We start from the raw sequence: 22,038 nt of genomic DNA, 5'->3' as shown, positions 1-22,038 counted from the left end.
CTGCGGCACCTAGGAGAGTTGACGTGGTCATCCACCGCCTTGCATTGCCCTTGTCGGCCGTTGCCCTGCTCACGGCGGGCCTCGGTTGCGCGCATGCGCAAACCACCCCCGACACGCAGACGGACGAAATCCCGCACACCGTGCGGGCCGGCGACACGCTCGAAGGCCTGGCCAACACCTACCTGGACAATCCACGCCAGTGGCTGCTGCTGCAGCAGCGCAACAAGGTGGCCAACCCCCGGCGCCTGCAACCTGGCTCCACCGTGTGGATCCCCGTGCGCCTGCAGCCCAAGGCCTCGGCCCAGGTGGAATTCGTGCACGGCAGCGCCACGGCACAGCCCGGCGCCCAGGCCGCAGCCCAGCCTGTGGCGCAAGGTGCCCGCCTGGACGAAGGCACCCGCCTGCAGGTGGGGCCGGACAGCTTTATCGCCGTGCGCCTGGCCGACGGCACGCTGGTGCGCGTGCAGGCCCAGTCCGACCTGCAGTTGCGCCAGTTGCGCCGCCGCGGGCGCGCAGGCAGCGTGCAATCGGTGCTGGAAATGCGCGCCGGCAGTGTGGAGTCGAGCGTGACGCCCAGCGCCGATGCCCTGCGCCGTTTCGAGATCCGCACGCCGCGCGCCGTGACCAGCGTGCGCGGCACCGAGTTCGGCGTGGCGCTGGCGGCCTCTGGCCAGGCCACGGCCTCGGTGCTGGAAGGCTCGGTGGCCGTGCAGTCGCGTGCCGAGAATGCCGCGCAACCGGCCCCCGACACCACCTTGCTGGCCCGTGGCCAGGGTTTGTCTGTCGCGCCCGATGGGACGCTGGGTGCACCACGCACCCTGCTGGCGCCGCCCGACCTGTCCACCGTGCCCGCCCAACTGCACGACCTGGGCCTGCTGGCCATCAATGTCCCTGCCACCCCCGGCGCTGCGGCCTTCACCGCCCAGGTGGCACGCGATGCGGCCATGACGCAGGTGCTGCGCAGCGGCCGCTTTGCCGACGGCCAGCTGCGCTGGGCCGCACTCGACGATGGCAGCTACCACCTGGCCGTGCGCGCCGTGGATGAGGCCGGCATTGCCGGCCTGCCGGCCACGCGCCCCATCACCATCAAGACCCGGCCGGTGCCGCCGCTGTACCAGCAGCCGGCCCCTGGCGCCGTGCTGCCGCGCGTAACCGGCACCCTGCGCTGCACCGAAGTGCCTGGCGCGCGCTGGTACCGCATCCAGGTGGCAGCCAGCGCCGACTTCGCCACGCCGTTGCTGGACGAGGGCCGCCTCAGCACCTGCCAGCTGACGCTGGCCACGCTGCCCCTGGGCAACTACTTCTGGCGCGCGGCCAGCATCGCAGAGCCCACCGGTGGCGCACCGGACCAGGGACCGTTCGCGCCCGCCCAGCCCTTCTCGGTGGCCCAGCAGCCTGCCGCGCTGGACCTGTCGGCCATGCAGGCGACGGATGGCGACACCACCGTGCGCCTGCACTGGCCCGCCCAGGCCGGCCAGCGCTTTCGCGTGCAGCTGGCACCGGACCTGGAATTCAAGACCATCACCCAGGACATCCAGCTCGACGAGCCCCGCTGGACCTCTGCGGATGGCCTGGCGGCAGGCACCTACTTCGTGCGCATCCAGGTGCTGGACCCCTCGGGCCTGCAAAGCGATTTCTCCCCGCCGCGCAGCATCCGCGTGGGGACGGGGCTGAACACCAGCTCTGGGCTGCCGCTGTCCACCATGGGCGGTGAGCCCGTGCGCCGCCCCTGAGCCCCTTGCGGTCGATGCCCACCCCGCACTCCCGCACGCGAAACCAGCAGCGGCGGGTCGAATGGGCCGCCATCGCGCTGACGCTGCTGGCCCTGGTCGCCTGGCTGAGCACCCCCAGCATGCTGCCGCGCACCAACCACCTGGTGCAGGACACCGGGCTGCGCCTGGTGTCGCGCCCGGCGCAAGCCGATATCGCCGTGATCGCGGTGGACGACCGCAGCATCGGCGTGATCGGCCGCTGGCCCTGGCGGCGCGCCCTGCACGCACAGCTGATCCAGAACGTGTCGCGCCAGGCACCGCAGGTGATCGGCATGGACGTGCTGTTCAACGAGGAAGACCTCGACTACCCCGAGGACGACCTGCTGCTGGCCGATGCCGTGGCCCGAAGCGGCCGGGTGGTACTGCCGGTGATGCAGCGCCAGGGTCCAACCGAGCCGGGCGACGGTGCGGACCGCCCCATTCCTGCACTGGAGCAGGCCGCTGCCCGGCTGGGGCATGTGCACGTGGCCTCGGACGAGGACGGCGTGGTGCGCAGCCTGTACTCGCGCGAGGGGCCGGCCAGTGCACCCTGGCAGCACTTCAGCATCGCCATGCGCTGCGTGGCCACGCCGTCGCTCGGTGGCTGCCCGCCCGCCCGCTGGAGCGATCCGCCCGCCGATGGCGCCCGCTGGGAGCGTGCAGACCGTCGCCTGATCCCCTACGCGGGCGGGCCGGGGCACTTCATCACCTACTCCTACATCGACGTGCTGCGCGGTGAGGTGCCGGCCGATGCCTTCCGCGGCAAGTACGTGCTCGTGGGCTCCATCGCCGCCGGGCTGGGCGACATGTTCGCCACCCCCGTGGGCCAGGAGTCGCGCCTGATGCCGGGCGTGGAAGTGATCGCCCAGGTGCTCGACGCCGACCTGGCGGGGGTGCAGATCCACAGCGCGCCGCCCGCGCTGAACATGGCCTTCAACCTGCTGCCGGTGGTGCTGGCGCTGGTGGCGCTGCTGCTGCTCGGGCCCTTCGCCGCCCTGCTCACCAGCATTGCCTTGGGCGCGCTGACCCTGGCCATGGCCGTGGTGCTGCCGGTCTGGAGCGGCATGCAGTTCGCGCCCGCCGCCGCCCTCATCGGGCTGGTGCTGGCCTATCCGCTGTGGAGCTGGCGGCGCCTGAGCGCAGCCGCCCAGTTCCTCAGGCTGCAGATGGAGACCCTGCAGCGCCAGGGCCTGGTGATTCCGCTGCGCGGCCCGGCGGCCAGCAGCGGCGACTTCCTGGAGCGGCGCATCAACGCGGTGGAATACGCCTCGCGCCAACTGCGCGACATGCACCATTTCGTGAGCGAGAGCCTGCAGCAACTGCCTTCTCCCACCATGGTCTGCGACACCGAAGGCCGCATCCTGCTGGCCAACACGGCCGCACGGCGCCATGTGCTGGGCATGGCCGAGGTCGAGGGCGACCCCATGGTCTGGCCCCTGCAGGGCCGCCAGATCACCGACGTGCTCGGTGACCTGATCGACATCGCCACCGAGCAGCCGCTGGTGACGCCAGAGCGGCTGGCCAGCCGCAACCTGCCGGCCCGCCGGGAGGGCCGCGATGCCAAGGGCCGCAGCGTGCTGGTGCAGAGCCGGCAGTTCACCGACCTGGCGCAGGCCGGCTGGCTGGTGACGCTGGTGGACCTGACGGAGATGCGCAGCGCGCTGCAGCAGCGCGACGAGGCCATGCACTTCATCTCGCACGACATCCGCGCCCCCAATGCCTCCATCCTCACCCTGCTGGAGATGCACCAGGCCTACCCGGGCCGCATGTCGGACGCGGAACTCATGCACCTCATCTCGCGCTACGCGAAAAGCTCGCTGGGCATGGCCGAGAATTTCATCCAGCTGGCCAGCGCCGAGTCACAGGCGATGCGGCGGGAACCCCTGGACCTGGCGGACGTGCTGCACCAGACCGTGGACGAGGCCTGGGTGCTGGCGCGCGATGCCGACGTGCAGGTGCTGGTGGCCGATGCGCCGGAAACCGCCCCGTGCATGGGCGACCGCTCGCTGCTGTGCCGGGCGCTGGCCAATGTGGTCAACAACGCCATCAAGTACAGCCCACGCGGCAGCACCGTGCGCTGCACCCTGGTGGCACGGCCGGGGCACTGGGCCATTGCCGTGCGCGACGAAGGCCCCGGCATTGCGCCGGCTCTGCAGGACAAGCTGTTCGCCCCGTTCCAGCGGCTGCATGACCGCAGCCACCCCGGCATTGCCGGCGTGGGCCTGGGCCTGGCCCTGGTGCGCACCGTGGTGCAGCGCCATGGAGGCAGCATCGAAGTCGAGAGCGACGAAGGAAAGGGCGCGGAGTTCAGGCTGGTTCTGCCGCAGAGCGAGGCACCGGCAGAGTAGCCTGGGCCTGCCCGTCAGGCCGTGGCTTCGGCTTCCAGGTGCACCTGGTCGGCCAGGGCATCGCCTTCGCCAGCCAGCAGGCCGATGCAATCGAGGGCCGTTGGGGGATCGCAAGGCTCAGCGTACACGCGCAAGGCAATGTCCTGCGCTGCGGGCGAGAAGAACAGCCACAGCCTGTCGGCCTGCTTGTCGTAGCACGAGAACAGCGCCCGCTTGGAGCCTGCCGGCGAGATCAGGAACTGCGACATGAACATCTGCTGGATGCGCTGGGTGGGCTCGAAGGCCTGGGCATCGTTGCCCAGCGACAATTTGTACCAACTTTTCATAAGAGCCTTTCGACCACAAGGTCTGTGTGTGCTGGCTCCATCGTATTTTCGACTGCGGGTTTTCCCACCTCTTCGAAGGCGCATAGGCCTGTAGGACTGCGGCCACCGGGCGCGAAGGAGCGCGATCAGTGCTTCCCCAGATAGGCCTCGCGCACGGAAGGATCCGCCAGCAAGGCCTGCGCCGGTCCCGAAGACGCGATCTCCCCGGTCTTGAGCACGTAGGCGCGGTCCGCCACCTTGAGCGCCTGGTTGGCCATCTGCTCCACCAGCAGGATGGTCATGCCGCGCTGCTTGAGCGCGCGAATCACACCGAAGATCTCCTTGACGATCAGCGGCGCCAGGCCCAGCGAGGGCTCGTCGAGCAGCAGCAGGCGCGGGCGCGCCATCAGCGCCCGGCCGATGGCCAGCATCTGCTGCTCGCCACCGCTCAGGGTGCCGGCCATCTGGTGCTGGCGCTCACGCAGGCGCGGGAAAGTGGTGAACTGCTCTTCGAGGTCGGCTTCGACCGCGGGATCGCCCGCGGGACGCAGGTAGGCGCCCAGCAGCAGGTTGTCGCGCACGCTCTGGTCCGGAAACACCTGGCGCCCCTCGGGCGACTGGGCAATGCCCAGGGCCACGCGCCGGTGGGCCGGCGTGCGCGCGAGGTCCTGGCCCTCGAACACGATGCGGCCCCCAGCACAGGGCTCCAGGCCCGAGATGGCCTTCATCAGCGTGCTCTTGCCCGCGCCGTTGCCGCCGATGAGGGTGACCACCTCCCCGGCGACCACCTCCAGGCTCACGCCCTTCAAGGCATGGATGGCGCCGTAGTTCACTGCGAGTTGTTCGATTTGGAGCATGGTCGCCTCAGGCAAGGGCATGGGCTGGTGTGGCGGGGCTCTCGCCCTCGTCATCCACACCCAGGTAGGCGGCAATCACGCGGGGGTCCACCTGCATGGCAGCGGGCGCGCCTTCGGCGATCTTGGCGCCGTAGTCGAGCACCACCACATGGTCGGACACGGCCATCACCAGGTCCATGTGGTGCTCGATCAGCAGCACGGTGATGCCCTTGGCGCCGATGCGCCGGATCAGCTCCGTCAGCTCCTGTGTCTCCTGGGGGTTCAGGCCGGCGGCCGGCTCGTCGAGCAGCAGCAGGCGCGGCTGCGTGGCCAGCGCACGGGCCAGCTCCAGCCGCCGCTGCAGGCCATAGGGCAGGCTGCCGGCCTCGTCGTGGGCACGGTCGAGCATGCCCACGAACTGCAAGAGGCGCACGGCCTCCTCACGTGCCTGGCGCTCCTCGCGCCGTGCCGATGGCAGGCCAAACAGGCTGGCCGCAAAACCCACGCGCAGGTGCGGGTGCAGACCGACGAGCACGTTATCGAGCACGCTCATGTGCGTGAACAGCTTGAGGTTCTGGAAGGTGCGCCCTATGCCCAGCCGACAGATCTGGCTGGCGCGCACGCGGGCGATGCTCTGCCCGGCGAATTCGATGCTGCCCCGGTCTGGCGCCACGATGCCCGACAGGATGTTGAGCAGCGTGGTCTTGCCCGCGCCGTTGGGGCCGATCAGGGCATGCACATGCCCCGCGCGCAGCGACAGGCTGACGCCGTTGGTCGGCACCACGCCGCCATAGGCCTTGTAGAGCCCACTGGCCCTCAGCACCACGCCCTCGGCAGGGGCCCCGGCCGCCTGGCGCGGCAACCACTCGCCCTGCACCATTGGCAATGGCGGCGCCCGGTGCAGCCGAGGCCACAGGCGCCGCCCCAGCCGCTGCAGCGCACCGGCCAGGCCCTGCGGCATGGCATACAGAGCGAACAGCAGCAGCGCCCCATAGGTGAAGTGCTGCAGCCCCGGCCAGCGCGCCAGGAAGGCGTCGAGCAGCGTGAGCGCCACGGCGCCCACCGCCGGCCCCATGACGGAGGGCCCGCCGAACAGTACGATCAGCAGCAGGAAGATCGACAGGTTGAAGCTGATGAAATCGGAGTTGATGTACTGGTTCTGCTGCGCCACCAGGGCCCCGGCCACACCGCAGGTGACAGCGCTGATGACGAAGGCCAGCACCTTCATGCGGTAGACGTTGATGCCCACGCTCTCGGCAGCTACCTCAGCGGCCTGCACGGCCTGGAAGGCCCGGCCGTACTTGCCGCCCAGCAGGGTGCGCAGCATGAGGTGCGTGGCCAGGGCGAAGGCCAGCACCAGCCAGGCCCAGCCGCGCATGTCCAGCATGCGCCCGCCGATGGACGGCGGCACGATGCCGTAGATGCCCTGCTGGCCGCCGAAGGGCACCTGCCATTCGGTCACGATCTTCTCGACCACGATGCCGAAGCCGATGGTCACCATGGCCAGCGACGGCCCCTTGACGCGCAGCGAGGGCAAAGCGATCAGCACGCCGAAGAGCCCCGCCACCACGGCCGCAGCCACCAGCGCCAGCCAGGGGTTCCAGCCCGCCTGCGTCGTGAGCAAGGCGGCTGTGTAGGCCCCGGCAGCGAACAGGCCGGCGTGGCCCAGCGACTTCTGCCCGCTCCAGCCGACCAGCACGTTCAGGCCGGCGGCGGCCAGGTAGTACATGCCGGCTGTGAAGATAATCTTGAGATAGAAGTCGTTGCTGATCGCCAGCGGCGCCAGCACGGCAACGGCGGCGACCGCAATGAACGCCAGGGTGTGGGTGGAAATGCGCATGGCGGCGTCACACCTTCTCGAACGGCTTCTGGCCGAACAGCCCTTCGGGCTTGACCACCAGCACCAGGATGATGAGCGCAAAGACCGTGATCTCGCGCATCTCCGCGCGCCACAGGCCCACCAGCGCCTCGATGCAGCCGAGCATGAAGCCCCCCGCAATGCAGCCGCGCGGGTTGGTCAGGCCACCCACGATGGCCGACGAGAAGGCCTTGAGCGCGATCGCCAGGCCCATGAAGACCGAGGCCGTGGTGATGGGTGCGATCAGCAGGCCGGCCAGCCCCGCCAGGCTCGACGAGATGACGAAGGCCAGCACCACGATGGCGCCCACGTTGATGCCCATGAGGGCCGCGGCCTGCTTGTTCACCGCCACGGCGCGCACGGCCTTGCCGACCTTGGTGCGCCGCAGCACGTAGTCCAGCACCAGCATGACCACCGCCGTGACGCCCAGCACCAGGATCTCCTGCGCGCGGATACCAGCCCCGGCGATGCGGATGACCTCGTCGCCCAGCGGCGAGGGCATGGCCATGGAGCCAGGCCCCCAGATGGCCAGCGCCGTGTTCTGCACGATGATGCCGAAGCCGATGGTGCTCATGACCCAGGCCATGCCGGTGGCGCCCACGAAGGGCCGCACCGCCGTGAAGTACAGCACCACGCCGAGCAGGCCCAGCACCACCAGCGAGACCAGCAGCGCCAGGCCATAGCGGGCAAAGGTCACATCCGCTGCAGCCAGCACCCCGGTGTGCCCCTTGCCCGAGAGCAGCAGCAAGGTGGCCACCGCGATGAAGGAGCCCGCGACCAGGAACTCGCCCTGGCCGAAGTTGAGCGTCTTGGTCGTCGTGTGGGTGATGCTGAAACCCAAGGCGACGAGCGCATAGATTCCGCCGAGGGCCAGGCCGCTCAGCAAGGCTTGCAGTACGTTGGTCATGGTGATGGTGCTGTCTCCGGGGCCCGCGATGCTGGGGCAGATTTACTTCTTGTAGTCTGCCGGCGTCAGCGCCTTGGTGATGGCGTCTTCATAGGCCGACACCTTGCCATCGCGCCACCGGGCCAGGTGGAAGTCGGCCACCGAGAGCGCCTCGTGGTCGCCCTTGGCAAAGGGCTTCTGGTAGAGCTTCACGACGCCCTGGGTGTCGGGCACGCCGTTCTCCAGCGTGGCGGCGAGCTTCTCGCCATCGGTGCTGCCGGCCTTCTTCACAGCGGCGGCCAGCAGCATCACCGAGTCGTAGGACTGCGCGGCCGCCACGAAGGTGGGCAGTTGCGGGTAGCGCTCGCGCACGCGGGCGGCCAGCGCCACGGCGCGCGGGTTGCTGTCCTCGGCCGTGGAAGTGGCGAAGATGATGTGCTCGGCCAGCTTCTTGCCGGCCGTGTTGAGCAGCGGCGTGCTCATGTTGCCCCAGGTGCCGAGCGTGGTGGGCATGTAGTTGATCTTCTCCATGCTGCGCAGCAGTTGGGCATTGGCGTCGGCCAGACCGTAGACGATGAGCGTGTCGGCCCCGGCGTCGCGGATCTTGGCCAGCTGCGAGGTCATGTCCGTGTCCTTGGGGCCGAACTTCTCCACCGCCACGGCCTTGTTGCCGTGCAGGGCCAGCACCTCGGTCAGGTCCTTCACCCCCTGCTGGCCAAAGCCCGTGGAATCGGCGATGAAGGCGATCTTCTGGTTCTTGGTGGCCTTGACGGCGTAGGCGATCAGCAGCGCCACCTGCTCGCGGTCCACCATGGAAACGCGGTAGATGTAGTTCTGCGCCTCGCCCGCATAGCGCTTGGTGATGTCGGTGGCGGTGGCCACGGGCACGATCACGGGGATCTTCTTTTGCTGCGGTATGTGCAACCAGGCGAGCGCGTTGCCCGAGTTGGTGGGCCCGACCACGGCGGCCACCTTCTCGCTGTCGATCAGCTCGGTCATGTTCTGGATGGACTTGGGCGGCTGGCCCGTGTCGTCGCGCACGATACCGACGACCTTCTTGCCCAGCAGGCCGCCAGCCTTGTTGATGTCCTCGATGGCCAGGTCGAAGCCGTGGCGCGCGGCCACGCCCAGCTCGGCAGCGCCGGTGCCCGACTGGTCGGCATTGAAGCCGAAGCGGATGTCCTGCGCCTGGGCAGCGGACAGGCCCCAGGCCAGCGCCGCAACCGCGATCAGCGGCCGGGCCAGGGAGGGAATGCGGTGGTTCAACGTCGTCTTCATGTCTTGTCTCCTGTCGTTGTCATTGGAAAAGGCGGCCCTTGTTCCGGGCCTGCCGGCGGGCTCTGTCAGCTTCTTATGTCTGCGAGCAACGCAAGCGCGCGGTCCACCCGCACGTCGTGCTCCTGCGCCATCTGCTTGGCGATGCGGTCGATCTCCTCGCCCGTGGCCCCTGCCACCAGCGCAATGTTGCGGGCATGCAGCGCCATGTGGCCGCGCTGGATGCCTTCGGTGGATAGCGCACGCAGGGCGCCCAGGTTCTGCGCCAGGCCCACGGCCACGGCCACCTCGCCCAGTTCCTGCGCCGACTGCACGCCGAGGATGCGCAGCGCCAGGCGCGCCAGCGGATGGGTCTTGGTGGCACCACCCACCAGGCCCACGGGCATGGGCATGTCGATGGTGCCGACCAGGGCGCCGCTGGCGTCCTTCTCCCAGCGCGTGAGCGAGGTGTAGCGCCCGCTGCGGCAGGCATAGGCATGGGCGCCGGCCTCCACCGCGCGCCAGTCGTTGCCGGTGGCGACGATAACGGGGTCGATGCCGTTCATGATGCCCTTGTTGTGCGTGGCCGCACGGTAGGGGTCGATCACGGCGAAGGTGCAAGCGTCGACGATGCCTTCGATGATGCGCTCGCCACTGTGCTCGGCCGTGGCCATCACCTCGGGCGTGAGCCGCACGCGCGCCCGCGCCAGGCGCAGGTCGGCCAGGTTCGAGAGGATGCGGAGGCGCACCGTGCCGCCGGTGATCTTCTCCACCAGCGGCGAGACGGCCTCGGCCATGGTGTTGACGGTGTTGGCGCCCATGGCGTCGCGCACGTCCACGATCAGGTGCATGACCACCATGGCGCCGCGCGGCGCATCGTCGAACACATGCACCTCGATGTCGCGGCAGCCGCCACCCAGGCCGATCAGCACCTTGTCGCGGCTGTTGGCCACGGCCAGGATGGCCTCGCGCTGCAGCAGCAGGGCCTGGCGCGCGCCGTGCGGGTCCGCCAGCCCGAGGATCTGCACCTGGGCACGCATCAACGGCCCGGTGCTCGATGCCTGGAAGCCCCCGCACTCGCGTGCCAGCTTGGCCATGTAGGAGGCGGCGGCCACCACCGAAGGCTCCTCCACCACCATGGGCACCAGCACATCGCGGCCATTGACCTGGAAGTTGCCAGCCACCGCCAACGGCAGCTCGAAGGTGCCGATGACGTTCTCGATCATGCCGTTGGCCCGCTCCACGCCCAGGGCGCCCGGCTGGCCGAGCAGCGCGGCCTCGTCGGCCGTGAGCCCGGCGGCCCGCACCACGTGGTCGAAACGCTGTGCAGGGCTCAGTGCGCGGAAGTTGGGGAGGCGGGAGTCGGCGACCATGGTGGGATGTCCTCGGGATGTGATGGAGCGGACTCTAGGCCATCTGTACCAGTCGCAATGGGTACAGTTTGCAGGGACACTTCGTGCAACTGTCCAGGTACAGGCGGGCCGTGTCATAGTCCATCGAACCGACCCAGACCACTGCATCGCCCGCGCATGAAAGCCTCCAAGCCCGCCTCCGTCACCCAGGCCCTGGCCGACTCCATCGACCGGCAGATACGGGATGGCGCCTACCAGGCCGGAGACAAGCTGCCCTCGCTGCGCGAGCTGGCGCAACTGCACGGCTATGCCAAGAACACCATCGTCGCGGCCTTCGAGGTGCTGGTGGCCCGAGGCCTGATCGAGCCACGCCGGGGCTCGGGCTACTTCGTGCGCGCGCAACCCAAGGCCCAGGCCAAGGAGGAAGAAGCCGGCTCGCTCGGCCGCGCCATGGACATCGTCTGGCTGATGCGCGAGCAGCTCAAGTCCGAGCCGGGAGCGCTGGCTGTGGGCGATGGCTTCCCGCCCGTGGAATGGCTGGCCGACGTGCGCCTGGACAAGTTCCACCACAAGGTGGTGCGCACCGGCCTCGGGGCGCTTTTCCGCTACGGCAACCGCTTCGGCTACGAGCCCCTGCGCCAGCACCTGGTGCGCAAGCTGGCGGACCTGGGCATAGGCACCGAGCCACGGCAGATCGTGCTCACGCACGGCGCCAACGAGGCCATGGACATCGTCATCCGCTACTTCGTGCCGCCAGGGGCGCCGGTGCTGGTGGACGACCCGGGCTACTACCCGCTGTTCGGCAAGCTCAAGCTGGCCGGTGCGCACATCGTCGGCGTGCCGCGCCTGGCCGACGGGCCGGACCTGGAGGCGCTGGAGCAGTTGCTCATCACCCACCGGCCCCGCCTCTTCTTCACCCAATCGGTGGCGCACAACCCCACGGGGTCGGACCTGACTGCTGCCAAGGCCTTCCGGGTGCTGCAACTGGCGCAGAAGTACGACCTGATGATCGTGGAGAACGACCCGCTGGCCGACTTCAAGCCCACCAGCGCGCCACGCCTGTCCTCGCTGGACCAGCTCGAACGCACGATCTACATCGGCAGCTTCTCCAAGTCATTTTCTGCGGCGCTGCGCGTGGGCTACATCGCCTGCGGTGCCGATCTGGCCAGCGATATTGCCGACCTCAAGGCGCTGATCCACGTGAGCAGCTCGGAGTACGCCGAGCGCACGGTGGACGTGATCCTGAGCGAGGGCCACTACCAGCGCCACATCCAGCGCCTGCGCGATCGCCTGGCCGCCGCCACGCACAGCGCGCTGCAGATCTTCGATGGCGTGGGCGCCGAGGTGTTCACGCGCAACCCGCAGTCGCTGTACCAGTGGGTGGCGCTGCCAGGAGTGCCGGACTCGCTGGCTTTTGCACAGGAAATGCTGCCGCGCAAGGTCGTCATGGCGCCGGGGCGCATCTTTTCGGTGGACTTCGCGGCGACCTCGCGCTGGTCACGGTTCAACGTGGGCGCGGTGGCCGACCCTCGCTTCGCCAAAGCCTTGCGCAAGGCGTTGGTGCAGGCGCAGACAGCGGATGCCACCAAGCGAATCGCGTGAAAAACTCGAGGTCAGAGCTACGGCAGAGCGCTGGCCCCGCCCCGTCAATGTTTGCACCCGCTGCAGGCAAGCCTGCGCAATTGCGTTGCAGTGGATTGCGGCGCTGCAGTTGCAAAGGCTTGATAGGATGCACAGATACGACTGTTGCATCCTTGCAGGATGCCCAGCGTGGAATCACACCCCCAATTTTGGAAAAGATATCCCATGAAAAAACCTGCTGTACTGGCCCTTGCACTGTTGGCGTCGCATGGTGTTTTTGCGGAACCTCTGTGGGGCAAGGTAGAGGCCGGGGCCTCGCTGGAAACCATCAAACGCAGCTACCCCGATGGGACGGTGATTGAGCCATCTGCCAAGGAAAGAACCAAGAGCGGCGCCACCTTGCAGTTTCGAATTCCGTCGATCCCTATCGTCGGAGAAAACTTCAAGGCCAGTTTCTACTTGCTGGAGGACCGGCTGGAGCAGGTTCTTTTGAGCTTCACCGCATCCAAGACCGAGAGCGACTGCCGCCGTCTGATCGGCGAGGTACGAGAGGCGCTGGCATCCAAGTACGGCCCCGCCATCAAGACAGACCAAAGCTCGATGTCCGAGGATGCATCCTGGTCGGCAGGAAAAACGACCATCGAGTTGTATGGATTGAGCATCTCGACGGTTCAAAGCTGCAGTGTCTATGTGACCTACAGCCAGCGCATCGCGGCGTCTGCCGGAAATCTCTAGACTTTCCTGACCTATGCTTGATCACGGGTACAACGGGCCTGCCCAGGCCCGCAAACATACCCACCCGCCCGGCGCAACCCACGACCATGGGGGCCACGAGCACCCAGAAGGCGTGGGACACAGCCACGCCCCTTCCGTCACCGCCTCCAACGAGCAGCGCATCCGCCTTGTCTTTCTGATGACCGCCGGCTATGCCGCGGTGCAGGCCGTGGGCGGGGCGCTGTCGGGATCGCTGGCGCTGATCGCCGATGCGGGGCACATGGTCTCCGACGCGGCGGCCCTGCTGCTGGCGCTGATTGCCTACCGCGTGGCACGGCGCCCGCCGGACCTTGAGCGCACCTACGGCTTTCACCGCGTGCGGGTGCTGGCCGCGCTGGCCAACGGCGCATCCCTTCTCTTGCTGGTGGCCTGGATCGCCTGGGAGGCGGTGCAGCGCTTTCGCACGCCGTCAGAGGTAATGGCCGGGCCCATGCTGATCGTGGCGACCATCGGCCTGGTGGTGAACCTGGTGGGCGCCTGGATCCTGGCGCGGGGCCAGCGCAGCGATGGCAACCTGCGCGGCGCCCTGCTGCATGTGGTGGGGGACCTGCTCGGGTCGGTAGGCGCCATCGCGGCGGCCATCGGCATCATGGTGACGGGCTGGACCGTGCTGGACCCGCTGCTGTCGGTGCTGGTGGCCGTGCTGGTCGTGCGGTCGGCCTGGGGGCTGGTGTCGGATTCCCTCGTGGTGCTGCTGCAGGCCGTGCCCCGGGGGCTGGACCTGGCCGCGGCCGAGGCGGGCATCCACGCCCTGCCCGGGGTGGCCGAGGTGGGCCATTTCCACGCCTGGACCTTGACGGACGACAGCACGGTGGCCACGGTGCACGTGACGCCGGCCCCGGGCACCGACCCGCTGGCCTTGCCGGCCCAGGTGGCCGGCTACCTGCGCCGGGAGCACGCCATCGGCCATGCCACGGTGCAGGTGGATGCGCCGGGCCACATCGAGGCCACGGCGCACTGAACGGGTCGATCAGCGGTAGGTGAAGGTCGCGACGATGGGGATGGCGGCCGCCACGGGGGTGGTGATGGTCAGCGTGCCGGTCATGCGGCCCGTGCTGCCGTTGAAGGTGCAGGTCGACATGGTCCAGGTGGCCTGCGCGGCGCCGGCGTTTTCCAGCACGGCCTGCTGCAGCGACGGGTCGTTGCAGAAGGCGGCCTGGGTGGCGGGCCTGGGCACGTTGTTGATCGTGATCAGGGGCACGGGGGTGCCCTGCGCCGTGACGCGGACGTCCAGGGTGGCGTTGCTGGGCGAACCGGCATCGATGACCACATCACCGAAGCTCACCAGCGAGAAGGCAGGGGTGGTGAGGCTGACGGCGGGGTAAACCGCGCCACCGAAGCTCAGCTGCGGAATGCGCAGCACATTGCCTGCCGAGGTGAAGCTGATGTCCGCCCCCACGCTGGCATCGTTGAGGCGCAGCTGGCCGGGCGAGACCAGCTGGATCACCACGTCGCGGAACTTCAGGTTGCCGTCGATCTGCAGGATGGGAAAGCGCAGGCGGCCCGTGGCCGCGTCGAACACGGCAGGGTCGGCGGCGTGGGCGGGAAACATCATGACCGCACCAGCGACAAAAGCGAAGGCAGCGGCAGTTTTACGAAGCATCATGAACACATCCTTTTGACGTCAGGAACTGGCAAAGCAGGGTGAGTGAATCTACCTACAAATTCTCACACGAAGAGAACGCAAGAGATAGCGACAAACGGGTGAGATGCAGAAAGCAAACATGCCTCGCGATCCCCACGGCCCATGGAGGCGCACCAGGTTAGCCCTGGCACGGACACGATGGGCAAAAGAAAAAGCCCCGTGCCATTTGCGATGGCACGGGGCTTTGTCAGTGGCGGAGAGGGTGGGATTCGAACCCACGGTAGTGTTGCCACTACGCCTGATTTCGAGTCAGGTACATTCGACCACTCTGCCACCTCTCCTATGTGTCGAAGCCTGCGATTATAGCAGGCTTTTTTTGCGCTCTGCAACGAGCGCAGCGTGCATTGAGATTCAGGCCTTGCCCATATAGTCCCGCTTGCCCAGTTCCACCCCGTTGTGGCGCGCCAGGGCGTAGGTGGTGGTCACGTGGAAGAAGAACTGCGGCAGGCCGTAGTGCAGCAGGTAGGCCTGGCCCAGGAACTGCTTTTCGCGCGGGGTGCCGGGCTGCAGGGTGATCTGGCGCGTGGCGGCTTCCGCGAAGTTCTCGGCGGGCAGGCCTTCGATGAAGGCCAGCACGGTGTCGATGCGCTCGTTCAGCTCGGCAAAGCCGGGGTGCTCACCGTCCGGGAACGAGGGGACTTCGACGCCAGCCAGGCGCGCGCACACGCCCTTGGCGAAGTCGCAGGCGATCAGCACCTGGCGCGCCATGGGGAACATGTCGGGGTACAGGCGGGCCTGCAGCAGCGCGTCGGGCTCGATCTTGCGCGCGGTGGCATGGGCCTCGGTCTTGGCGAGCACGTCCTTCAGGGCGCCCAGCATCTGGCGGAACACGGGGATGCTGGAGGTGTGCATGGGGTAGGTCATGGGAGTCGGTCCTGGTGGGTAGGTGTTGTGGCGATGCCGCCGCAAGGCGGCCTGCATCGGAAGCGGATTGCACCACAACGCGCAGGATGCTGCTTGCCACGCCACCGCGGCCTCTTGCGGGCATGAAAAACGGGCCCGCAGGCCCGTCTCGTTCAAGGAATGCAGCCGCCCTGCATCAGGCCTGTGGCGCCAGCACGGCCAGGCCACCCATGTAGGGGCGCAGCACCTCGGGGATGGCCACGCTGCCGTCGGCCTGCTGGTAGTTCTCGAGCACGGCGACGAGCGTGCGGCCCACAGCCAGGCCCGAGCCGTTCAGGGTGTGCAGCAGCTCGTTCTTGCCCTGGGCGTTCTTGAAGCGCGCCTGCAGGCGGCGCGACTGGAAGGCCTCGCAGTTGCTCACCGAGCTGATCTCGCGGTAGGTGTTCTGCGCGGGCAGCCAGACTTCGAGGTCATAGGTCTTGGCGGCGCCGAAACCCATGTCGCCGGTGCACAGGCTCATCACGCGGTAGGGCAGGCCGAGCTTTTGCAGCACGACCTCGGCATGGCCGGTCATGGCTTCGAGCGCCTCGTAGCTCTTCTCGGGATGCACGATCTGCACCATCTCGACCTTGTCGAACTGGTGCTGGCGGATCATGCCGCGCGTGTCGCGCCCGTAGCTGCCGGCCTCGGAACGAAAGCATGGCGTGTGCGCCGTGAGCTTGATCGGCAGTTCGGTCTCGGCCACGACCACGTCGCGCACGAAGTTGGTCAGCGGAACCTCGCTGGTGGGGATGAGGTAGAGCGCGGCGTTGTCCGGCACGGGCTCGCCATCCTGGCCGCCCTTCTTGGCTGCGAACAGGTCGCCCTCGAACTTGGGCAACTGCCCCGTGCCCTTGAGCGAGTCGGCGTTGACGGCATAGGGCACGTAGCACTCGGTGTAGCCATGCTCCAGGGTCTGCACGTCGAGCATGAACTGGGCGAGCGCGCGGTGCAGCCGGGCGATGTTCCCCTTCATCACGGTGAAGCGCGAGCCCGAGAGCTTGACACCCATGTCGAAGTCCAGGCCCAGGGGCGTGCCCACGTCGACATGGTCCTTGACCTCGAAGGCATAGCTGCCGGGTGTGCCCCACTTGCGCACCTCGACGTTGCCCGATTCGTCCGGGCCCACGGGCACGCTTTCGTGCGGCAGGTTGGGCACGGCCGCCAGCATGGTTTGCAGCTCGGCCTGGATCTGCTCCAGGCGCGCGGCCGATTGCTCCAGCTCTGCCTTGGAGGCGGTGACCTGGGCCTTGGCGGCTTCGGCGCCGTCCTTGTCGCCGCGGCTGATCAGCATGCCGACCTGCTTGGAGAGCTGGTTGCGCTGCGACTGCAGCTCTTCGGTGCGCGATTGCAGGGTCTTGCGTTCGGATTCCAGGCCCTGGAAGGCGGCAACGTCCAGGAAGGCCTGGGGCTTTTTGCGGGTCTCCAGGCGCGCGATGGCGGTGTCGAGGTCTTTGCGGAGAAGAAGAATGTCTAGCATGGTGTCGATTTTAGAGGGGGACGCGCAGGGGGCCTCAGGCGAGGCTTGCCGGGTCGAAATTGGCGCCGCACAGGATCATGGCGACCGTCTCCTGCGGCTGGGGCTTGTAGGCACCGGTCTGCAATGCCGCCAGGCCCAGTGCCGCCGCCGGCTCCACGGCCAGCTTGAGTTCCTTCCACAGCCATTGCTGGGCGGCGCGGATGGCCTCATCAGGCAACAGCAGGGATTCGTGCACATGGCGCTGGCTCACCTCCCAGCCGATGGCGCCGATGCGGCGCGCGCCCAGCGAGTCGGCGGCGATGCCGCCCACGTCCACATCCACCGGCATGCCGGCGGCGCGGGCGGCGTGCAAGGTGGGTGCGCGCTCGGGCTCCAGGGCCACCACGTGGGCACGGCTTTCCACCCAGGCGGCCACGCCGCCGATCAGGCCGCCGCCGCCCACGCTGACGAGAACGGTATCGGGCAGGCGGCCGCCCTGCTCCTCGATCTCGGCGGCCAGGGTGCCAGCACCGGCCACCACCTCGGGCTGATCATAGGCGTGGGCCTGCAGGGCGCCGGTGGTTTTCTGGCGCGCAACGCAGGCCTCGAAGGCCTGGGAATAGGCGGCGCCGGTGACGACCACCTCAGCCCCCAGCGAGCGCAGCCGGGCGCGCTTGGCCTCGGGCGAGACCTCGGGCACGAAGACTTCGCAGCGCACGCCCAGGGCCTTGGCAGCTGCGGCCACGGCAATGCCGGCATTGCCACCGGAGGCAATGATCACGCCGCTCTCGGGCACGGGGTTGGCCAGCAGGCGGTACAGCATGCCGCGCGCCTTGAAGCTGCCACCCACCTGCAGGTGTTCGAGCTTGAGCCAGACCTCGGCGCAGTCCACGCCCAGGGATCGGCCGCTCAGGCGCAGCAGCGGCGTGGTGCGCAGGAAGTCGGGGCGGGAGGCCAGTTGGGTGCGGGCGGCGGAGATGGCGGCGCGGTCGATCATGGAAATGCGGAGGCCCGAAGGCCCGGTTCAGGACAAACTGGGAGTGTAGATGCCCCGTTGCGCACCGCAGCACACAAACGGATACACCCTGGGCTGTGCCCAGGCCATTTTGCTGCCGATAACATGGGCATGGGCCGCCGCTTGTTGCGGGCGTGCCCGCAGGAGGTTGCTCGCATGTTCTTTGTGTTCGGCCCTTCGGGGCAGATGTACCGTGGCGGGCCTGAAAACCTGGCCACCATTGCACCGGTGCGGCGCGTGCAGCGCCCGCAGGCTTTGCGCACCCGTTCGCTGGACGTGCAGGCACGAGAGCCCGACCTGCCTACGCCCCCCACCGGCGCCGCCGCGCTGCCCGTGAACCTGCGCCTGCAGGATGCCGTGAGCGCCTATGCCCAAACGGAACAAGGCCCCCAGCAGGTGCGCAAGCCGCTGACGCTGGTCAGCGACGTGATGACCCTGGAGGCCCTGACCGTACAGCCCGACGCCATAGTCAACGCCGCCTGGCAGACGCTGGCCGAGCACCATGTGGCACAGGCGCCGGTGGTGGACGCCCAGGGCCGCGTGGTGGGCCTGCTGCTGCGTGCCGACATGGCGCCGCTGGACCTGCTGCCCGAGCCCGGCGCGGTAAAGCAGGCCATCGACCTGGCCCGGCGGCCCGTGTCCGAGGTGATGGTGAGCCCCGTGCCCGCCGTGGCGGCCGACACCGAACTGCGCCGCGTAGCGGCCGTGCTGCTGGACACCGGCCTGCCCGGCCTGCCGGTGACGGACGACACGGGCCGACTCACCGGCTTCATCTCGCGCACCGACATCCTGCGCGCGGTGGCGGCCGACCCGCCGCTGGACCTGTGGAGCGGCACGGCAGTCGCATTGTGAGCACCTACTTACCGGATTTCAATGACCGGATGGCCCTGTCTCGGGCTGGCGCTCCTTGATTTCGAAGCCTGTGGCGGCATCGATCTTGAGTCCCTTGGGCAGCGGGAACTTGATGGTTTCCTCGATGCCCGCCATGGTGCGCACCGAAACGGCGCCCAGCGCCTTGATGCGGTCGATGACCTGCCGGACCAGGATCTCGGGGGCCGAGGCGCCGGCCGTGAGGCCCACGCGCGCCACGCCGGTGAACCACTCGGCCTGCAATTCCTCGGCGCTGTCGACCATGTAGGCCGTGGTGCCCAGCTTGGCGGCCAGTTCGCGCAGGCGGTTGCTGTTGGAGCTGGTGGGGCTGCCCACCACGATGACCACGTCCACCTGGGGGCTCAGCACCTTGACGGCGTCCTGCCGGTTCTGCGTGGCGTAGCAGATGTCCTGGTGCTTGGGCTCGCGCACCTGCGGAAAGCGCGCGCGCACGGCGGCAGAGATTTCGGCGGCATCGTCCACGCTCAAGGTGGTCTGGGTAACTACGGCGAGCTTTACGGTCTGCCTGGGCTGCACGCGGGCCACGTCGGCCACGTCTTCCACCAGGTGGATGCCGTGGTCCAGCTGGCCCATGGTGCCCTCCACCTCGGGATGGCCCTTGTGGCCGATCATGATGAACTCGTAGCCTTCCTTGGCCAGCTTGGCCACTTCGACGTGGACCTTGCTCACCAGCGGGCAGGTCGCGTCGAAGATGGAAAAGCCGCGCGCCACGGCCTCTTCCTGCACCGCCTTGCTCACGCCATGGGCGCTGAAGATCAGCGTGGCGCCCGGGGGCACGTCCGAGAGCTCCTCGATGAAGATCGCGCCCTTGGCCTTGAGGTCGTTGACCACATAGGTGTTGTGCACGATCTCGTGGCGCACGTAGATGGGGCGGCCGAATTTCTGCAGCGCGCGCTCGACGATTTCGATGGCGCGGTCCACGCCGGCGCAAAAGCCACGCGGCTCGGCCAGTAGGATTTCCTGGGGGGTCTGCATCAGAGGATTCCGATCACGAGCACTTCGAAGGTGACAGGCTGGCCGGCCAGCGGGTGGTTGAAGTCAAAGCGCACGGCACCGTCCTCGCGCACCTGCATCACCGCACCGGCATAGCTGCCCATGCCGTCCGGAGTCGGGAATTGCACCACATCGCCGGGGCTGTACTTTTCGTCGGCACTGCCCAGTTCGTTGAGCAGCTTCTTGGCCACCCACTGCTGCATGTCGGGGTTGCGCTCGCCAAAGGCTTCGCCCGCAGGCAGCTCGAAGGTAGCGCGCGTTCCCTCCACCAGGCCCAGCAGGTGCTGTTCCATGGCGGGTGACAGCTCGCCCGTGCCCAGCGACAGCGTGGCCGGCTTGTCGGCAAAGGTGTTGATCACATCCCCCGCCGGACCTGCCAGGCGATAGTGCAGCGTGAGGAAGGAGCCCGGCTGTATGGTGGGAAGGGCTGTGGCGGTAGAGGTCATGAAAGTCCCGATAAACTGGCCTCTATTGTAGAAAAACGGGCAATCCCCCATGGCTCGGTGTCCGAGTCACCCATATTACCTGCAAGCCATGGCCATCAAAGACCTTCCCCCGGACGCCCAGCCGCGCGAAAAACTGCTCGCGCGCGGCCCCGCCGCGCTGGCCGATGCGGAGCTGCTGGCCATTCTGCTGCGCACCGGCATTGTGGGCAAAGGCGTGTTGCAGATGGCGCAAGAGCTGCTCGACCCACCGGTGCGCGATGCCGCCACCGGCAAGCTCGCGGGGGGCTTTGGCGGCATCGCCGGCCTGCTGCACACCAGTGCGGAGGACCTGGCGCGCATCAAGGGCCTAGGCCCCGCCAAGCGCGCCGAGCTGGTGGCCGTGCTGGAGCTGGCACGCCGTGCCCTGGCCCAGCAACTGCGCGAACGCGAGGTGTTCGACTCGCCCGACACCGTCAAGCACTATGTGCAGTTGCACCTGGCCGCCAAGGGGCACGAGGTGTTCGCCGTGCTGTTCCTGGACAGCCAGAACCGCCTGCTGGCGCTCGAAGAACTGTTCCGCGGCACCTTGACCCAGGCCAGCGTCTACCCGCGCGAGGTGGTGCTGCGCGCCCTGCACCACCAGGCCGCCGCCGTGGTGCTGGCCCACAACCACCCCAGCGGCAGCGTACAACCGAGCCGCGCCGACGAGGCGCTGACCCAGACGCTCAAGACCACGCTGGCGCTGATCGACGTGCGCGTGCTCGACCACGTCATCGTGGCGCCGGGCCAAGCGCTATCGATGGCCGAGAAGGGGCTGATGTGAGCCCGGCACCACCGGTGCGCCCGCCCTCGCCCAGTACACGGCCGGCGGCCCCCACCGCGCTGCAGACAGCCCTGGCCCGTGCCGCCAATACCGCAGGCAAGGAGGCCCTGCCCCCCAGCCTGGCTGCAGCCCTGCCCGTCCCGGTGCCACCGGTGCCAGAACCCACGCGCGCCGCACGGCGCGCATCGGCAGCGGCCCGCCTGGCGGCTGCCCGACCGGCGCGCGTGCCCCGGCCGCCAGCCACCGCACCGAGTCCCACGGCCACACCCAAACGACGGACGGCCCCCGCACCCCGGCGCGCCAGCCAGCGCATCACCGACCTGCAGGAGCTGGCCACGGTGGCCCGCCATTTGCGCGAGCAGCACGAACGCGAGCAAGCCGAAGAGCAGGCCCGGCGTCAGGCCGCCGCGCGCCAGGAGGCCGAGAACCAGTTCTTCAGCCGCAGCGTGGGCCCCATCACCCCGCTGCGCGTGCGCAATCTGGCGCGCCTGCAGCGCCGCCTGCCCCAACCGCTGCCGCTGCAGCACTGGCTGGACGAGGAGCGCGTGCTGCTCGAATCCATCAGCGACGACTTCGACGTGAGCACCTTGCTCGACACCGACGACGCGCTGAGCTACCGGCGCACTGGCATCGGCGTGCAGGTCACGCAGCGGCTGCGCTCGGGCTACTGGTCCATCCAGGGCCAGCTCGACCTGCACGGCCTGCGCGTGGACGAGGCGCGCGAGGCCCTGGGCCAGTTCATCCGCCAATCCCACCGCAACGGGCTGCGCTGCGTGCGTGTGGTGCACGGCAAGGGCCTGGGCTCGCCCGGCAAGAGCCCCGTGCTCAAGGGCCGGGTGCAGCGCTGGCTGGTGCAGAAGAACGAGGTGCTGGCCTTCGTGCAGGCCCGGCCCGTGGATGGCGGCGCAGGAGCACTGCTGGTGCTGCTGCAGCCCGTGGGGCCACGCAATCCATAGGCGC

Annotated in this window: 20 protein-coding genes and 1 tRNA gene; 8 read left to right on the top strand and 13 right to left on the bottom strand. The window is 68.5% G+C overall.

The window, feature by feature from the left end:
- Nucleotides 1–23: 23 nt before the first annotated feature.
- Together QYL93_RS02030 and QYL93_RS02025 are read left to right on the top strand one after the other, a co-directional pair.
- Nucleotides 24–1,733, top strand: a complete 1,710-nt coding sequence (locus QYL93_RS02030) for a FecR domain-containing protein (protein WP_305742083.1) — start codon at nucleotides 24–26, stop codon at nucleotides 1,731–1,733.
- 14 nt (nucleotides 1,734–1,747) lie between these two features.
- Entirely contained in the window at nucleotides 1,748–4,099 is a 2,352-nt protein-coding gene (locus QYL93_RS02025; RefSeq protein WP_305742082.1) for a CHASE2 domain-containing protein, read from the top strand.
- A gap of 14 nt (nucleotides 4,100–4,113) precedes the next feature.
- Here QYL93_RS02025 and QYL93_RS02020 read toward each other — a convergent pair whose 3' ends face one another.
- The 6 genes from QYL93_RS02020 to QYL93_RS01995 form a co-directional block, all read right to left on the bottom strand.
- On the bottom strand, nucleotides 4,114–4,425 hold the full coding sequence (locus QYL93_RS02020; RefSeq protein WP_305742081.1) for a hypothetical protein: 312 nt from the start codon (nucleotides 4,423–4,425) through the stop codon (nucleotides 4,114–4,116).
- A gap of 125 nt (nucleotides 4,426–4,550) precedes the next feature.
- Nucleotides 4,551–5,261: an ABC transporter ATP-binding protein gene (locus QYL93_RS02015; protein WP_305742080.1), complete on the bottom strand. Its 711-nt coding sequence runs from the start codon at nucleotides 5,259–5,261 to the stop codon at nucleotides 4,551–4,553.
- Between the two features lie 7 nt (nucleotides 5,262–5,268).
- The gene (locus tag QYL93_RS02010; RefSeq protein WP_305742079.1) at nucleotides 5,269–7,080 is read right to left on the bottom strand and encodes an ATP-binding cassette domain-containing protein; all 1,812 of its coding nucleotides are present in this window, start codon (nucleotides 7,078–7,080) and stop codon (nucleotides 5,269–5,271) included.
- Nucleotides 7,081–7,087: 7 nt separating this feature from the next.
- Nucleotides 7,088–8,005, bottom strand: a complete 918-nt coding sequence (locus QYL93_RS02005) for a branched-chain amino acid ABC transporter permease (protein WP_179681775.1) — start codon at nucleotides 8,003–8,005, stop codon at nucleotides 7,088–7,090.
- Between the two features lie 42 nt (nucleotides 8,006–8,047).
- Complete coding sequence (locus tag QYL93_RS02000; protein WP_305742078.1) at nucleotides 8,048–9,262, bottom strand: ABC transporter substrate-binding protein; 1,215 nt, start codon at nucleotides 9,260–9,262, stop codon at nucleotides 8,048–8,050.
- Between the two features lie 65 nt (nucleotides 9,263–9,327).
- Nucleotides 9,328–10,611: a hydroxymethylglutaryl-CoA reductase, degradative gene (locus QYL93_RS01995; RefSeq protein WP_305742077.1), complete on the bottom strand. Its 1,284-nt coding sequence runs from the start codon at nucleotides 10,609–10,611 to the stop codon at nucleotides 9,328–9,330.
- A 156-nt stretch (nucleotides 10,612–10,767) separates the two neighbouring features.
- On the opposite strand from QYL93_RS01995, the gene QYL93_RS01990 reads away from it, so the two are divergent.
- The 3 genes from QYL93_RS01990 to QYL93_RS01980 all read left to right on the top strand — a co-directional run bounded on the left by QYL93_RS01990 (nucleotide 10,768) and on the right by QYL93_RS01980 (nucleotide 13,906).
- Nucleotides 10,768–12,192 carry a PLP-dependent aminotransferase family protein gene (locus QYL93_RS01990; protein ID WP_305742076.1) on the top strand — a complete coding sequence of 475 codons (1,425 nt, stop codon included), beginning with the start codon at nucleotides 10,768–10,770 and terminating at the stop codon, nucleotides 12,190–12,192.
- Nucleotides 12,193–12,396: 204 nt separating this feature from the next.
- Nucleotides 12,397–12,906 (top strand): hypothetical protein, encoded by a 510-nt coding sequence (locus QYL93_RS01985; RefSeq protein ID WP_305742075.1) that lies wholly within the window; start codon nucleotides 12,397–12,399, stop codon nucleotides 12,904–12,906.
- Nucleotides 12,907–13,018: 112 nt separating this feature from the next.
- A complete protein-coding gene (locus tag QYL93_RS01980; RefSeq protein ID WP_305742074.1) occupies nucleotides 13,019–13,906 on the top strand; it encodes a cation diffusion facilitator family transporter in 888 nt (295 codons plus the stop codon).
- A 9-nt stretch (nucleotides 13,907–13,915) separates the two neighbouring features.
- Here QYL93_RS01980 and QYL93_RS01975 read toward each other — a convergent pair whose 3' ends face one another.
- The 5 genes from QYL93_RS01975 to QYL93_RS01955 form a co-directional block, all read right to left on the bottom strand.
- Nucleotides 13,916–14,551 carry a hypothetical protein gene (locus QYL93_RS01975; RefSeq protein WP_305742073.1) on the bottom strand — a complete coding sequence of 212 codons (636 nt, stop codon included), beginning with the start codon at nucleotides 14,549–14,551 and terminating at the stop codon, nucleotides 13,916–13,918.
- A 230-nt stretch (nucleotides 14,552–14,781) separates the two neighbouring features.
- Nucleotides 14,782–14,871 (bottom strand) — tRNA-Ser (locus QYL93_RS01970).
- A gap of 70 nt (nucleotides 14,872–14,941) precedes the next feature.
- Nucleotides 14,942–15,454 carry a DUF1993 family protein gene (locus tag QYL93_RS01965; protein ID WP_305742072.1) on the bottom strand — a complete coding sequence of 171 codons (513 nt, stop codon included), beginning with the start codon at nucleotides 15,452–15,454 and terminating at the stop codon, nucleotides 14,942–14,944.
- Between the two features lie 175 nt (nucleotides 15,455–15,629).
- Complete coding sequence (gene serS, locus QYL93_RS01960) at nucleotides 15,630–16,952, bottom strand: serine--tRNA ligase (RefSeq protein WP_305742071.1); 1,323 nt, start codon at nucleotides 16,950–16,952, stop codon at nucleotides 15,630–15,632.
- 34 nt (nucleotides 16,953–16,986) lie between these two features.
- Nucleotides 16,987–17,928 carry a threonine/serine dehydratase gene (locus QYL93_RS01955; RefSeq protein ID WP_305742070.1) on the bottom strand — a complete coding sequence of 314 codons (942 nt, stop codon included), beginning with the start codon at nucleotides 17,926–17,928 and terminating at the stop codon, nucleotides 16,987–16,989.
- A gap of 174 nt (nucleotides 17,929–18,102) precedes the next feature.
- Here QYL93_RS01955 and QYL93_RS01950 point away from each other — a divergent pair, with 174 nt between their 5' ends.
- Nucleotides 18,103–18,798, top strand: a complete 696-nt coding sequence (locus QYL93_RS01950; RefSeq protein ID WP_305742069.1) for an HPP family protein — start codon at nucleotides 18,103–18,105, stop codon at nucleotides 18,796–18,798.
- A gap of 18 nt (nucleotides 18,799–18,816) precedes the next feature.
- Here the strand turns inward: QYL93_RS01950 and ispH are convergent, their stop codons facing one another.
- A complete protein-coding gene (gene ispH / locus QYL93_RS01945) occupies nucleotides 18,817–19,812 on the bottom strand; it encodes a 4-hydroxy-3-methylbut-2-enyl diphosphate reductase (RefSeq protein WP_305742068.1) in 996 nt (331 codons plus the stop codon).
- Nucleotides 19,812–20,276 carry a peptidylprolyl isomerase gene (locus QYL93_RS01940; protein ID WP_305742067.1) on the bottom strand — a complete coding sequence of 155 codons (465 nt, stop codon included), beginning with the start codon at nucleotides 20,274–20,276 and terminating at the stop codon, nucleotides 19,812–19,814. The genes ispH and QYL93_RS01940 overlap by 1 nt, the downstream gene beginning before the upstream one ends.
- An 88-nt stretch (nucleotides 20,277–20,364) precedes the next feature.
- On the opposite strand from QYL93_RS01940, the gene radC reads away from it, so the two are divergent.
- Complete coding sequence (gene radC / locus QYL93_RS01935) at nucleotides 20,365–21,078, top strand: DNA repair protein RadC (protein WP_305742066.1); 714 nt, start codon at nucleotides 20,365–20,367, stop codon at nucleotides 21,076–21,078.
- A gap of 320 nt (nucleotides 21,079–21,398) precedes the next feature.
- Nucleotides 21,399–22,034, top strand: a complete 636-nt coding sequence (locus QYL93_RS01930; RefSeq protein WP_370876930.1) for a Smr/MutS family protein — start codon at nucleotides 21,399–21,401, stop codon at nucleotides 22,032–22,034.
- Nucleotides 22,035–22,038: the final 4 nt, after the last annotated feature.

This window comes from Acidovorax sp. A1169, assembly GCF_030704685.1.
Classification (GTDB): domain Bacteria; phylum Pseudomonadota; class Gammaproteobacteria; order Burkholderiales; family Burkholderiaceae_C; genus Acidovorax.
Note: the sequence above shows the minus strand (reverse complement) of the source record. Positions and strands in the feature narration are given on the sequence as shown.

What these genes read in the sequence shown, in the direction of transcription:
- QYL93_RS01995 (WP_305742077.1), bottom strand. Translation starts at nt 10,611, where the DNA reads ATGGTCGCCGACTCCCGCCTCCCCAACTTCCGCGCACTGAGCCCTGCA.
- QYL93_RS01985 (WP_305742075.1), top strand. Translation starts at nt 12,397, where the DNA reads ATGAAAAAACCTGCTGTACTGGCCCTTGCACTGTTGGCGTCGCATGGT.
- QYL93_RS01975 (WP_305742073.1), bottom strand. Translation starts at nt 14,551, where the DNA reads ATGATGCTTCGTAAAACTGCCGCTGCCTTCGCTTTTGTCGCTGGTGCG.
- QYL93_RS01940 (WP_305742067.1), bottom strand. Translation starts at nt 20,276, where the DNA reads ATGACCTCTACCGCCACAGCCCTTCCCACCATACAGCCGGGCTCCTTC.
- QYL93_RS01950 (WP_305742069.1), top strand. Translation starts at nt 18,103, where the DNA reads ATGTTCTTTGTGTTCGGCCCTTCGGGGCAGATGTACCGTGGCGGGCCT.
- radC (WP_305742066.1), top strand. Translation starts at nt 20,365, where the DNA reads ATGGCCATCAAAGACCTTCCCCCGGACGCCCAGCCGCGCGAAAAACTG.
- QYL93_RS02020 (WP_305742081.1), bottom strand. Translation starts at nt 4,425, where the DNA reads ATGAAAAGTTGGTACAAATTGTCGCTGGGCAACGATGCCCAGGCCTTC.
- QYL93_RS01990 (WP_305742076.1), top strand. Translation starts at nt 10,768, where the DNA reads ATGAAAGCCTCCAAGCCCGCCTCCGTCACCCAGGCCCTGGCCGACTCC.
- ispH (WP_305742068.1), bottom strand. Translation starts at nt 19,812, where the DNA reads ATGCAGACCCCCCAGGAAATCCTACTGGCCGAGCCGCGTGGCTTTTGC.
- QYL93_RS02000 (WP_305742078.1), bottom strand. Translation starts at nt 9,262, where the DNA reads ATGAAGACGACGTTGAACCACCGCATTCCCTCCCTGGCCCGGCCGCTG.
- QYL93_RS02015 (WP_305742080.1), bottom strand. Translation starts at nt 5,261, where the DNA reads ATGCTCCAAATCGAACAACTCGCAGTGAACTACGGCGCCATCCATGCC.
- QYL93_RS01965 (WP_305742072.1), bottom strand. Translation starts at nt 15,454, where the DNA reads ATGACCTACCCCATGCACACCTCCAGCATCCCCGTGTTCCGCCAGATG.
- QYL93_RS02010 (WP_305742079.1), bottom strand. Translation starts at nt 7,080, where the DNA reads ATGCGCATTTCCACCCACACCCTGGCGTTCATTGCGGTCGCCGCCGTT.
- serS (WP_305742071.1), bottom strand. Translation starts at nt 16,952, where the DNA reads ATGCTAGACATTCTTCTTCTCCGCAAAGACCTCGACACCGCCATCGCG.
- QYL93_RS02025 (WP_305742082.1), top strand. Translation starts at nt 1,748, where the DNA reads ATGCCCACCCCGCACTCCCGCACGCGAAACCAGCAGCGGCGGGTCGAA.
- QYL93_RS02005 (WP_179681775.1), bottom strand. Translation starts at nt 8,005, where the DNA reads ATGACCAACGTACTGCAAGCCTTGCTGAGCGGCCTGGCCCTCGGCGGA.
- QYL93_RS01955 (WP_305742070.1), bottom strand. Translation starts at nt 17,928, where the DNA reads ATGATCGACCGCGCCGCCATCTCCGCCGCCCGCACCCAACTGGCCTCC.